We start from the raw sequence: 12,922 nt of genomic DNA, 5'->3' as shown, positions 1-12,922 counted from the left end.
GTCCATACACGATTTTTCCAGGCATGTTGGCAGGTGGTCTGCTGGCCGAGCAGAGTACTCAACAGATTCAGCGCATGGGGCCAATGGGGTTTGGACAACGTATCCGTGGTGCTGTTCAGAGACAGCTGCCACTGATTTCCGGGCGTGATCAACAGGCCGACTGCGTACGGGAACGGTACATCGTCGATCCAGGTCGAGTAGGCTTGCGGCGGTTGTTCTTCGGTGATCACCAGCAGTACCGCCGGCGCGCCTTCTTCAAGCAGCGCCGCAGCCTCCAGCATGCCGTGTTCAAGGCCATCGCCAGCCGCCGCGAGGGCGGTCATTTCGCTGGTTTCTCCGCGCATGATCGACCACAGGCCGATGACGGCGTTGTGCACCGACAGACTGAACTGGGTCGGTGACAGCGGCTGATCGGCGGCCAGGTCGTTGAGAATCTCGAAKGTGCGCGGGGTTTCGCCGTGACGAGAAATGAAGACCAACGGTAGCTGTTCGTGACCCTCGGCCAACGGCCAGCCGACACTAAAGGCCATCCGCGCCAGACGGCTGAGTCGCCGACGCTGCATGGCTGGCAAAAACGATACGTCGGGGGCGGCATCGCTGTTCTCGAGCACGACCGGTTGTCGGCTCCAGGCTTGCCAGTCGTCCACGCTTTCGAGCCCAGGGGCCCAAGCGCGCCATTGGGCGATATTGAATTTGATCACTGAAAAATTCATCCCGCCCCTGCGGGCTTCCATGACGCGGTGAGTCGATTGACCGGCGACTGACCCGGCATGAYGCTACCGCCGAGTGGCGCGCATTATCCCGGTGCGGCGGGCTTTCAGCAAATACTGGCCCCAATTTGTTCGGTGTGCCATGCCGTTTATCTGCGAAAAAGCTGTCGTTTTGCCATTATTCTGTTTTTAACAGACGTGTCTGTCAGTTGATTCATCACTCAAAGAGCGAAACCGGTCGGTTTTTTGCCGAGATTGCAGCTGACCGTGCAGTCCGACTACCAACGAGGTAGCGAAGCAGCGGTGTCGGCAACTACACTCGGTCATTCTTTGATACACGGAGGTTTTGACATGCGGCGCGTGGTGTTCAATCAGAAAGGTGGCGTGGGCAAATCCAGTATTGCCTGCAATCTGGCGGCGGTCAGCGCCAGCGAGGGCTATCGCACGCTGCTGGTGGATCTCGATGCCCAGGCCAACTCCACTCAGTACCTGACGGGTTTGACCGGCAACGACATCCCGATGGGCATCGCCGACTTCTTCAAGCAGACCCTGTCGTCCGGGCCGTTTTCGAAGAAAAACCAGGTCGATATCTACGAAACCCCGTTCGACAACCTGCATGTGGTCACTGCCACCGCCGAGCTGGCCGACCTGCAGCCCAAACTTGAGGCCAAACACAAGATCAACAAGCTGCGCAAACTGCTCGACGAACTGGCCGAAGACTACGACCGGATCTACCTCGACACCCCGCCAGCGTTGAACTTCTACGCGGTGTCCGCGTTGATCGCCGCCGACCGCGTGCTGATTCCCTTCGACTGCGACAGCTTCTCCCGTCAGGCGCTGTACGGCTTGCTGGCGGAAATCGAAGAGCTGAAGGAAGACCACAACGAGGACCTGCAAGTCGAAGGCATCGTGGTCAACCAGTTCCAGGCCCGCGCGAGCCTGCCGCAGCAGATGCTCGACGAACTGATCGCCGAAGGCCTGCCGGTGCTACCGGTGTACCTGGCCAGCTCGGTGCGCATGCGCGAATCCCACCAGGCCAACATGCCACTGATCCACCTCGACCCCCGGCACAAACTGACCCAACAGTTCGTCGAACTGCACAACCTGCTGGAAAACACCTGATCCCTACAGACAACACAACACCCATGTGGGAGCGAGCCTGCTCGCGATGACGGTGTGACATTCAACGTAGATGTTGGCTGTCAGGCCGCTATCGCGAGCAGACGAACGTCGCCCGGCTCTTCCCACATTTAGTTCAGGGTGGCTTTGAGATCGTCGTCAGACCCCCTGACTCCGCAACCAGCTCATCAACTGCGGCAACGGAAACGCCCCGCTCTGACGCGCCACCTCCCGACCGTTCTTGAACAGAATCAAACTCGGAATCGAACGAATCCCCAACTGCGCCGACAACTGCTGATTCGCCTCGCTGTCCAGCTTGGCCAACCGACACTTGCCCGCCAACTGCCCCGCCGCCTGCTCGAACACCGGCGCAAACGACTTGCACGGCCCACACCAATCCGCCCACACATCCACCAGCAACGGCAGATCACCCTTGATCTGACTGGCGTAATCGCCTTGCGTCAGCTCAAAGGGCTTGCTCAGCAGGACGTCGGCTTTGCAGCGGCCGCACTTGGGATGATCACCCAGGCGCTCGGCGGGGATGCGGTTGAGGCCGTTGCAGTGGGGGCAGGGGATCAACAGGGGTTCAGACATGAAGGGGCTCCGGAAAGTGGGCAATGCAACCAATCTGGAGCCGAGGCCATGGATTATCAAGGTGTGCAGGCGAGAGCAAAAAATGGGCGACCTCAAGGTCGCCCATATTCATTACACCGAAACCTGCGCCCGCAAGCGCCGCCCGATGACGTCCAGCATGTCGCAGCCGTCGCGCAACGAAATGACCAGCGCCTGCGCAACCTCATGCAAGACGCTGGCGTCACCCTGGATGTCGTCGCGCAGGGCGAAGGTTTCCAGCAGTTGGGTGGCGCTGCGGATGCGGTAGGCCGCTGTTTCGTGCAGCACGTCGAGCGGGGCTTCAGTGTCGATCAGCAGGGAAGGGACGTTGCAGTCCAGGCCGGTAATGGGCATGTATCGAGACATGGGGAACACTCCATTCGATAAAACAACGCGGCCCGTCAATGGACGGCGGACGGATTGAATCGGCAGTCCACCGAATCGGGCAGATCGAGGTTCTCCAGTGCTCTGTTCACCAGCAGCTCGCCCAACACGATCATCTGCTGAATACCCAACGCCACGATGCGGTGCGCGCCTTCAAGCTCAAAGGCCAGGTCGGTGGTCATCGCGTTCAGCGAGGCCAAGGTTTCGCTGGCGTGGATTAGCAGGGTTTCAGTGTCGATGTTGGGGGTAACGGTGAAGATGGGGCTCGGACGTTGGGTCGGGTTTGAGGTGTCGAGGGGATGGGTGGCGGTGAGGCTGAGTGGTTTGAGGGTGATCTTTTTCATGGTGAAGCTCCCTGAGCTATGGAGCMGCATAGCGGCATTTGCATGCCTTGATACTGTTCAGTCTGTCAAAACTGGTCGCTGAATTTATGGCGACTTGTGAAGACTATCTGCGTGGTCGATTTGGGACAAGTTCACCTAAGGCGCTACAGCGTGCGGGAAATGTCCTAGGACTTGGAGTAGGACGGTTTATGTAATGGCTGACAACCATATTTCGCATTGATAAATTTTGTCATCGTCAGTCATTGCATGAGAGATTTTCTTATCAAGCTCTTCGAGTTTGTTTGACGTCCTTTCGCAGTAAATTATTAACCAGTTATCTCTTCCTTCGTGTTCAATTATGTAGCTGTTTTCATTTTTTCTGACAGTGATTGACCAAGAGGAAAAGAAATTTCGGTGGTCCGTAAATGATACTACGGTAAAGCCATGGTGTTTGACTGTTTTATATAGTTTGTCACGTATCATTGGTGCGGAGCTCTTGCCTTCAGAAAAAATGGTGGATTAATTATGACTTTCTTACCATTTRGTTAAGTTGCTTTTAGGTTGCGATTCCGCGATCTTTTCCCGGTTGTACTATTAGTAAGTTTTCTACTTCGCGGTTTCGACAGCGTTCGACAAATGATAGTGCGGAAGCTGGGTTTTTTATATATGTATCAAAGGCGCGCTTGTCAATTTCGTAATACTCATCATAGTCAACCATACGGTTGCTGACAGGTATCGAAACGTAGAATTTTCCTGATTCTTCTTCAATTCCGATAGAAAATCGTTCGCTTTTACTGAGAAGAACATCGTTGAAGTTCATTGTCTACCCTGTAGAGCCAGCGATAAAATAGAAAGGAAGAGTGATTTATTTTCTTGTTTTTAGATTATTCACTGTACTCGAAATTACCTAAGAAGAAAAATTGCTCGCGCCTAATTGAGCTCGTTAAGGGGGCTCCGAAGTATTTATAGTCGTAAACTAAAACTAATGTATCTATTTTATGTATGGGCGATGAGATGTTTTTTTGTTTGAAGTCAGCAGAAATGTCAGTGTCATATGAGAAGCCATCAATAGCTTCTGATAATGACTTCGTCAGTTCGACTTTGTCGGCTTCAATTGAGTCGTCATCAACGAATCCTAATGAAAAAGTGTTGGTGAATTCGGAGCCAAGAAAGTCACCGTCTTCGGAGTATGCAGGGGTCATTACCTCTCGAAGTGTGGACTCTTCCCAGTTTGTATTTGCAACCCAAATCGAGACGGACTTTATCAAACCCATTTCTAGCTCCTTCAATCTTTGAATCCTGAAGGTAGAGCGTCTTCCCCACCTCTATGGTCGGAGTATGACATACTTTTCAAATTTCTTTTTTAGATAGACCTCCCAAAAAAATGGACGGATCCTAAACTCCGCTCTCTATTCACTCCATGAGCCGATAAATTTATCAAAGTTGGAGGCGGCAAAGTAGGTTTTACCTGAACTCGGATCAAAAATCTCAACAGCAATAGACGGCTTGTTGAAATCTAGACAAATCAGGTAATCACCGGCGTCCCTTGCGATGGGGAACATTCCTTGGGGAAGTCCGGGAACTCCTCCTACTCGCGAGTACCATGAGACGGTATACGGTCTAATAATAGGCGAGAAAGATAAAAACTCGCTTATGTAGTTTCTTTGTCACTATATGTAAATGAAGAAGTTTTTGGGGAAGCCTTATTAGAATACTTGACCAGATCCAAATATGATTCTGGAAAAACTACGCTAAGTAGTTTTTGTACTTGGGCAATCGTATCTGCATCAACGCTGGAGTTCTGCTCAATGCCGAAAGAGCTCCAATCAAATTTCATATCAGGCTCCCATCATTATTTCTCTCCATGAGCAAACCTCCGTTGTTTCCTGAGCCGGCTAATGAGGCTTCCCTTTCTTTTTCATAAGATTTTGATAGTTTTTCATACGATGAAAAAACGAATTTTCACTGAGTGCCTAGAAAATAAATCCGCCCCTTTGTTTTCAAAGGCTCTCTATATTCGATGGGCCACCGTCATTGACGAGTTTGGTCATTCGACGGTTAAAGAGCTCTAGGTCCTGAGAGTTGTTCGCATTGGTCAATTCGTTGCGCAGAAATATAATTGCTCTTGATATTGTCTGTTTTTCTTTGTCTGTCATGTCACGAACGAGGTCAAAGCCATTCGCGGATAGAGCTGCGACTTTTTTTCGCATGTAATAATAGCAACCTATATTTTCTAGAAGGTCGCTGGCATCTTCTRTTGTTTCTTTTATGGTATTCAAGTATTTATTAAATGCGGACTTAAGTATGGTGGCGGGATTTTCTTGGTTTTTAAGAAAGCCGCATAGTCCCTGCCAGTTAATGATATGCAGCTGAGTGCCCCAGTCAGGGTCTCTCGTGAAATACTTTCCAGCTCCCCTGAAATATTCGGGGAATTCATCTTTGCTTAAGGCAATTTCAAAGTTGCTGATCATTGAAGTTTTTCCCAATCTTCAAATTGGCTGAGGAGTTTGCTCATGTCAGAGCCATGTTCGATTTTTTCAGAACCAATCAGTGCTGCTTCCTTTGTGCCACTTTTTGTCTCGCCTCCAGGTACCCATTCCTTATGATAAGCGCCTGCTTCATTACCGTTTGGTATTTCGTATTTGAATCTTGGATCATTTGGCTTGATTTTCACAAGATAAATTTTCGCGGACGAGAGGTCAGCTGAGCCAAGGTTTAGCTCTCTATTTAGCACTTCCCAGTCACCACCGCTCGCTTTGTACTTGGCAACTACCTTGTCCATCTCTGAAGGGAGTCCCACGAATTTTCTAGGGGGGAATGTAGGATACGATGAACGTTCAATCCACTCGTCGATCACGACAAATGAACCTCCCTGTTGTTTAAAAGCCCCCTCATGAAGGTCCACGTACTGCTCCGGCAAGTATTCGCGTGCACTACCCGGCCTATTACCTTTTTCAAGATTGATGACCTCATCGTACTTAGCCTGGGTCATGGGGATGCGGTCAGGTTTCGTCGCATTTGCTGAGTTAGTAGGTAGCTTGCAGTCGGGTCCCGGGCAATTAGCATTCAACCCCAACGGATCCACCCACCCCGTAGGGTTAGGCACGTACTGGTAGTTGTTCAACCCCCCAGCCAGTTTGATCGGATCCGGCGTCAAAAACCGTCCAGTGCCCGGATTGTAGTAGCGATGGYGGTTGTAGTGTAAGCCCGTCTCAGCATCGAAATACTGGCCCTGAAAGCGCAGCGGGTTGTCGATTTCGGCGACGTCCAGCGTAGCGAGGTTGCCGTAGGCGCGGTACTTGGCGGACCACATGATCTCGCCGCTGTAGTCGGTGATTTCCTGCGGGGTGCCGAGGTGGTCGAGTTGGTAGTAGAACGGCTCGGCCTTGAGCGGACCTTCTCCATCGAGCATGGCCAACGGGCGGAAGGTGCCGGGCTCGTAGATGTAGCTGCGGTAGCGGTTGTTGGCGCTTTCGGCGATCAGCCGTTCGCCTTGCCAGAGGAATTCGGTGGTGTGGCCATCGACGGTCTTGGCGATGCGGCGACCGAAGGCGTCATATCTGTAAGTGGCATTGCTGCCGCCGGGCAGGCTGACGCCGATCAGGCGGTGTTGGCAGTCGTAGCGGTATTCGGTGACCAGTTTTTGCCCGGTGCCGCGGCGTTCGCGGGTCAGGTTGCCGTAAGCGTCGTAGTCATAATGGCGGTCGCCCTGCATCAGCAGGCGGTTGCCTTTGACGTTGGCCAGGTTGGCCGCGGGCTGGTCGCCCTGGCCCAGCAGGTTACCGGCCGGGTCGTGGGCGAAGCTTTCCGGGGTGCTGCCGCGCACGTTGATCAGGCGGTCGAGCGGGTCGTAGTGGTAGCTGCGATTACCCTTGCGGCTGTCGTCGATGCCGGCGAGGTTGCCGTTGGCGTCGTAGGCATAGCGGCGCTGGAACAGGTTGCGATCCTGTTGGCTGACGCTGTGCGCCTGCAATCGGCCTTGTTCGTCGTACTGGTATTGGCTGAGCAGCAGGCCTTGCTGGCGTTGCTGTTCGCGGCCGGCGCTGAACTGGTGGGTGGTCAGGCGTGCGCCGTTGAGGTCGATGCTGCTCAGGCGACCACCGGCCTGATGGCGATAGTCGAGCTTGCTGCCGTCGGGGAGGCGGCAATGGCTTAATTGGCCGAGCGTGTCGTACTCGTAACGCAGCGTGCCCCAGCCTTGGTGTTCAGTGATCAGGCGGTCTTGCAGATCGTACTCGTAGGCGAGCGGCCAGTGGCCGTCATCGACGTTCACCAACCGACCAAGGGCGTCGTAGCTGTAGTGAATTTCCTCGCCATCGGCCAGGGTTTTCACCAGCAGTCGGCCAGCGGCGTCGCGTTGGTATTCGGTGACCAGTTCGCTGCCGTCATCGCCGAATTCGGTTTTCTTCAGCAGTTGGCCGTTGAGGTCGTACTCGTAAGCGGTGCGACGTCCGTCGAAACCGGTTTCCTGTTGGATCAGGCCGTTCGGGTAGTAATCGAGGTGGTAGTGCTCGCCGCGTTCGTTTTCGATCTCGCTGAGCAGCAGGCGCGAGTTGTCGTATCGATAACGCAGCTGGCTGCCGTCCGGGTTGATGCGACGGCTGACCAGGTGCAGGCCATCGGCGTACTCGTAGCGGGTGACGCGGCCCAGTTCATCGCGTTCGGCGGTGACGCGGCCATAAGGGTTGTAGCTGAAAGCGCGGGTGGCGCCGCCGGGCAGGGTGATCTGCGCGAGGCGGTTGGCGGCATCCCATTGGTAGTGGGTGATGGCGCCGCTTTCTTCCTGACGGGTGATCTGCCGGCCCAGTGCGTCGTAGCGATATTTACGCTGACCGCCGTCTGGCAGACGCTCTTCGAGCAGTTGGCCGAGGTTGTTCCAGCCCAGTTGATGGCGGCTGCCGTCCGGGTGGCGGATTTCCAGCAGTCGGCCCTGGCGGTCGTAGCTGTAGTGGGTCGAGTTGCCGTCTGGGTCGATTTGTTCGGTGATGTCGCCTTGGTCGTTGCGCCAGTATTTCCAGGTCGCCTGACCCCGGTTCACCACGCGCACAAAACCGTTGTAGTACTCGTAAGTGGTCGGTGCGTCTTCTGGTGGGATGACCGCCACCAGCCTTCCGGCTTCGTTGTATTGGTATTCGGTGACGGCACCGAGTGGATCTTTTTCGGCAACCAGTTGGCCCTTGTCGTCATAGGCCTTCAGGTGTTCAGCACCGTCCGGGTCGACTTTGGCCACCAGTCGCGCTTGGTCGTCGTGGGTGTAGACCTCTTCACTGCCGTCGGCGTTGGTGACGGTGACACTGCCCTTGTCATCCCAGACGTAGTGCGCGTCCATCTGCGAGAAGCTCGCCCAGTGATGGATGCAGCGTGCCGACTTGCCTTCTTTTTCCCATTCCCAGAAGAAGCTCGCGCCGCCGGCCAGTTGCCGCTCAAGGATCACGTTCTGATCGTTGTAGGCGTAGCGCTCGGCTTCACCGGCGGCGTTCTTCGCCTCGATCAGGCGCCACTGTGCGTCGTAGCCATAAGTGACCAGCGTCTGGACCGTGCTCCAGGCATCTTCCAGGTTGTCCGCCGGGCTGAACTGCTGATAGTCGACAGCAACGATGTGCTTGCGGTCGTAACGCAAGAGCAGGGCGCGACCAGCGCCGTTATCGACCCGTTTGATGCGCCCGTGAATGTCGCGGGTGATGTGCAGGCGATTGCCGTAATCGTCGCTGATGGCGATCAGCGTCGCGCCCTTGCTGTTGTAGCGGAAGTGGAAGAACTGAGCGCGTTCGCCGGCCTGGGTGAGGATCAATTCGGAGGGATCGTCACCGAGGAAAATCGCTGCTTCCGATAGGCTGTTGGTAATGGCCGGACGTTGCACGCTCGGCAGCGGGAACGTCGTGACGCGGTTTTCATGGTCGGTCCAGACGACCTCGTCACCCGCKATATCGACGCGTTGCGCCAAGGCGTGACTCCAGCCGTAACCGAGGCCGCAGTCGATTTCTGCGGCGCTGGTGCGGTACAGGCGTGTCCACTCGAAAGGCAGCAGGCCATTGAGTTGACCATCGGTCAAGGTCAGCAGCTCTTCACCGGTGACCATCGATACCGGGCAGCCGTTGGTGCAGGTTTTCTTGGCGCACGTCGCACTTTTTTCGTCGGGGTTTTTCGACTGGTTGGACGCGTCGTCGACCTTTTCCTTTTTCTCCAGGGTGGTTTTCTTTTCTGTTTTGTTCCGGGCAAAGGCGGAGGCGTTTTTCTCCAGTTGTGTAGGGGTATCGCYGGTCTTCGGCACCGGGCCTTTAGCGGTTTTCGCAGTCGCTTCTTCGATCTTTAACGCAGCGGTTTTGGACGCGCTCATCGGCACGCCTTGCGCGCTGGCAACGAGAGGTTTTACCGTCTCGCCGTGCGCTTTGAGCGCATGGCCTTTACTGACGCTCAGCAATTTTTCGGCGAGTTCCTCCAGCATTTTGACCGCTGTGCCGGATTTGACCTTGGCCAGGGTTTGTGTGCCGACGCGTACTGCCAGGCCGACGCCGCCAGAGAGGCAAATGCCCAGTACCACGTTGATCAAAAAGGAGCTGCTGATCGCGGTGATCACTTCGACACAGATTTGTGGCGATAGCATGCCGACCCAAGCGATGATCGCCGACACATAGATGAACATCAGGGGTTCATCGCTGAGAATCAGCAGGCCGGTGGCAATGGCTTCCTTGGAGGCGGCGTAGAGTTTGTCCAACTCCTCCTTGGTCAGGTACTGGGCGAGTTTTTTCGCGTACTTGATCGGGTTGGCGAGCAGTTCGAACAGGCTTTTGACGTCATCCCAGAGGCCCAGCAGTGCTTTTTCCAGGCTGTCGAGCGCTGACTTTACGAGAATTGCAGATCGGCCCATTCGGTCAGCTGCCGAATAGCTGGCCCATTGCGGCTGGAACTTGCCCGACCATTCACTTTTAAGCCAGCCATCGAGGTTGCCGATGACGCCCTGGTAGGAGGCATACAGCGCCTTGACGTTGCTTTCGGAGACGTTCGGGAAAAAAGTGATGCGGTATAGCTGACCCCGTTTGCAGCCCTTGATGACTTCAATTCCACTGGCGCCGATCGTTGCGGTGACCACGGGACCGACCACGTCGTAGCCGATCATCGCTTTCTTGACCGGTTCGAGTTTGACCGGGGTGTTGCCAATGGGCACGAACCGCGCGGCCTCAAACATATGGATTAGTGTGAAATCACCCAGCAAAGGACAGGTGGCGAATGTTTCAACCGCTCCGGTCTTGGTTTTGCGCTCACTGACGCTGACTTCGTTGCCCACCTTGAACGTCTGGTTTACATCCAATGCCCAGCCGGTCCAGAAACTGTCGGCCCAGGCTTTGTAGTCGCTGAGGCAGTTATTGAAATCCTTGAGAATGACACTCACGTCAGGAGTCTTGGCGTCCAGAACCTGAAGGACCAATTTACCGATGGGATCAATCATGACGTGACTTCCTTTGTCAGCTGAGCCGCAAGACGCTCGGCCATATCTTCTGTATTGGGTTGTTGACGGACGAAGCGTTCGACCTTGTGGCGCAGGTTGCTCTCAGGGAAGGCGAAGTACAGTTCCGGGCAGTCCTCTCCCAGCCACTGCATCAGGTTGTCGACGACGGTGGTGTGGTCTTTTTCCGTCAGCGTGTCGAGCAACCCCTGCGGCACCTCCCACCACGGCCACGCCTTGGCCGGCGGCACGCCTCGCACGCCAACTTCCAGGCTTTGGCCATTGATCAAATAGCGCTCAAACACCGGCAGAATTTCACCGGCCCCCGCGCCGAGACCTTCAAGGATCGGGTAGATATGCCGCCCATCCCAAAACCGGAAAAACACTTCAGTCCCGTCCGGCAGCGTTGAGCGGCGCTGCATCGCTGGCGTTGCTGATGATCAGGTACAGGCGCTCGCCGGTTTGCAGAGGGCGGCTGGCGAGCCAGTTACGGGGTGTCAGGCGATCAGATGGCACAAGCACCTGCCTTGCATTTTTCGCACTCTTCACAGAACGGCGCATTGCGCTTGAGGGTGTTGATCTGCGCCGGGGTCAGCACGGCGCCGGCCTTGTCGGCGTCGGCTTGCTTGAGGACACCTGGCATCAACGGTGCCGCTGCGGTGCCGCTGCCCGGGCTGCCACCGGAGTTCATGTTGATCGCCGGGCCGCTGAGGGTCACGCCGCCGGCGTCGATCTTGATGAAGCTGCCGCCGCCCTTGAGGGTCAGTTCGCTGCCGGCTTCGAGCACCACTTTCAGGCCGCTGCTGAGGTGGATTTCCTGGCCGGCTTCGATGAACTGGCCGGTGCCGATTTTGATGTGCTGGTTAACGCCGACGGTCAGGTGGTCGTTGGCGCGGGTTTCGACTTTGCGGTCGGCGTAGACGGTGTGGTGTTCTTCGGCCTTGAATTCGCTGTAGCTGTTGGCCTCGACGGTGTCGTGGCGTTCGTTGCCGACGCGAATCTTCTGGTCGTGCTCGATGTTTTCATCCCAGTCGCGCTGGGCGTGCAGGAAGATCTGTTCCTGGCCTTTCTTGTCTTCGATGCGCAGCTCGTTGTAGCCGCCGCCACCGGGCGAGCTGAGGCTCTTGAAGGTGCTGCGGGTCTTGTTCGCCGGCAGGTCGTAGGGGACGATGTTTTCCTTGTGGTACAGACAGCCGCTGATCAGCGGTTGGTCGGGGTCGCCTTCGAGGAAGGTGACGAGCACTTCCATGCCGATCCGCGGGATGGCGATGCCGCCGTAGTGGGCACCGGCCCAGGCGGACGAAACGCGCAGCCAGCAGCTGGTCTTGTCGTCGGCCTGGCCTTCGCGGTCCCAGTGAAATTGCACTTTCACTCGACCGTATTGGTCGCAGTGGATCTCTTCACCTTTCGGGCCGGTGACCACCGCGCTCTGGCTGCCGAGAATGCACGGCTTCGGGTGCACCAGCGGCGGACGGTTGGGCACGTCCCATGGCGTGGCCTGAAAGCGGTTGCGGTAGCCCTGGTGGAAGTCGTCCTTGAGGTCGGTGGTGTCGCTGGTCACCGACTCTTCGAGCACTTGCGGCTGCTTGCCTTCGTGAAGGATCTCAGTGAGCAGCCAGAGGTCGTTCCACTTAGGCTTGGGGTGCTGACTCAGGGCGAGGAAATGCCCGCTGACCAGCAGCGGCTGATCGCTTTTGCCTTCGGCCAGTTGGTAGTCGCTGCGGTGCCGTTCAAGGTTTCGCTTGGCCAGGTGCTTGCCGCGTTCGCGGTCGATGAAGCGCCCTGGATAGTCGTAGTCTTCGAGGTCCGGTTTGCTGTCGCCACGGGCCTCGCTTTCGAGGGTGATGCGCGGTTTCTCGAAGTCGTAGTCGCGACGGGTGGTACGGCTGGTGCGGGTTTCCAGGCGCAGGTCGAAGCGCTTGATCACCGGGTCGTTGGCGACCATGCCGGAGTCTTGCTGGTAGGCCACCGGCGCGAGTTTCGGGAACACCGTCTGGTCATCGCCGAACACCAACTTGTGAGCGGTGGCGCTGTGCTGGAAGTGGTAGTGGATACCTTCTTCCTCGCACAGGCGCTGGATGAAATGCAGGTCCGATTCATCGTACTGAACGCAATACACGCGCTCGGGATAAATCGCACCGACTTTGAATTCGTAGGCATTGCTTTGGATGCCGTGCTCTTCGAGGACCTGGCCGATGATTTTCGGCACGCTGAGGTTCTGGAAGATGCGTTGGTTGATGCGGTGAGAAAGGTAAGACAGCTGCGGGCGCAGGGTCACCGAGTAGCGGGTCAGGCGTTTACCGGCATCGCCTTGGGCGACGCGATAGATC

General features: G+C 56.0%; 11 protein-coding genes and 1 pseudogene. 1 reads left to right on the top strand and 11 read right to left on the bottom strand.

Features of this window, described 5'->3' with window-relative positions:
- The coding region (locus AC1DH9_RS11220; protein WP_477808175.1) for a beta-ketoacyl synthase chain length factor at window positions 1-713 on the bottom strand (713 nt) is incomplete at its 3' end.
- Between the two features lie 348 nt (window positions 714-1,061).
- On the opposite strand from AC1DH9_RS11220, the gene AC1DH9_RS11215 reads away from it, so the two are divergent.
- Window positions 1,062-1,832 carry a ParA family protein gene (locus AC1DH9_RS11215; RefSeq protein WP_123581965.1) on the top strand — a complete coding sequence of 257 codons (771 nt, stop codon included), beginning with the start codon at window positions 1,062-1,064 and terminating at the stop codon, window positions 1,830-1,832.
- A gap of 156 nt (window positions 1,833-1,988) precedes the next feature.
- Here AC1DH9_RS11215 and trxC read toward each other — a convergent pair whose 3' ends face one another.
- From trxC to AC1DH9_RS11165, 10 genes and pseudogenes are all read right to left on the bottom strand, one after another.
- Entirely contained in the window at window positions 1,989-2,423 is a 435-nt protein-coding gene (trxC, locus tag AC1DH9_RS11210) for a thioredoxin TrxC (RefSeq protein WP_427537872.1), read from the bottom strand.
- Window positions 2,424-2,534: 111 nt separating this feature from the next.
- Window positions 2,535-2,807 carry a hypothetical protein gene (locus AC1DH9_RS11205; protein ID WP_427537875.1) on the bottom strand — a complete coding sequence of 91 codons (273 nt, stop codon included), beginning with the start codon at window positions 2,805-2,807 and terminating at the stop codon, window positions 2,535-2,537.
- Window positions 2,808-2,842: 35 nt separating this feature from the next.
- A complete protein-coding gene (locus tag AC1DH9_RS11200; RefSeq protein WP_442114530.1) occupies window positions 2,843-3,169 on the bottom strand; it encodes a DUF6124 family protein in 327 nt (108 codons plus the stop codon).
- 535 nt (window positions 3,170-3,704) lie between these two features.
- The gene (locus tag AC1DH9_RS11195) at window positions 3,705-3,968 is read right to left on the bottom strand and encodes a hypothetical protein (protein ID WP_427537881.1); all 264 of its coding nucleotides are present in this window, start codon (window positions 3,966-3,968) and stop codon (window positions 3,705-3,707) included.
- Between the two features lie 64 nt (window positions 3,969-4,032).
- Window positions 4,033-4,422: an immunity 22 family protein gene (locus AC1DH9_RS11190; protein WP_427537884.1), complete on the bottom strand. Its 390-nt coding sequence runs from the start codon at window positions 4,420-4,422 to the stop codon at window positions 4,033-4,035.
- 135 nt (window positions 4,423-4,557) lie between these two features.
- Window positions 4,558-4,773 carry an SMI1/KNR4 family protein gene (locus tag AC1DH9_RS11185; RefSeq protein WP_477751789.1) on the bottom strand — a complete coding sequence of 72 codons (216 nt, stop codon included), beginning with the start codon at window positions 4,771-4,773 and terminating at the stop codon, window positions 4,558-4,560.
- A 375-nt stretch (window positions 4,774-5,148) separates the two neighbouring features.
- Window positions 5,149-5,619, bottom strand: a complete 471-nt coding sequence (locus AC1DH9_RS11180; protein WP_477808174.1) for a hypothetical protein — start codon at window positions 5,617-5,619, stop codon at window positions 5,149-5,151.
- The gene (locus AC1DH9_RS11175; protein WP_477808173.1) at window positions 5,616-10,595 is read right to left on the bottom strand and encodes an RHS repeat-associated core domain-containing protein; all 4,980 of its coding nucleotides are present in this window, start codon (window positions 10,593-10,595) and stop codon (window positions 5,616-5,618) included. Before AC1DH9_RS11175 ends, AC1DH9_RS11180 begins: the two co-directional genes overlap by 4 nt.
- Window positions 10,592-11,108: pseudogene (locus AC1DH9_RS11170) on the bottom strand (hypothetical protein). Before AC1DH9_RS11170 ends, AC1DH9_RS11175 begins: the two are co-directional and overlap by 4 nt.
- Window positions 11,098-12,922 (bottom strand): type VI secretion system Vgr family protein (locus AC1DH9_RS11165; protein ID WP_477808172.1); only part of this gene is annotated, 1,825 nt, incomplete at its 5' end. The pseudogene AC1DH9_RS11170 and the gene AC1DH9_RS11165, both read right to left, overlap by 11 nt.

This window comes from Pseudomonas sp. 05T35 (genome assembly GCF_056396605.1).
This window is presented reverse-complemented; position numbering and strand designations above follow the sequence as displayed.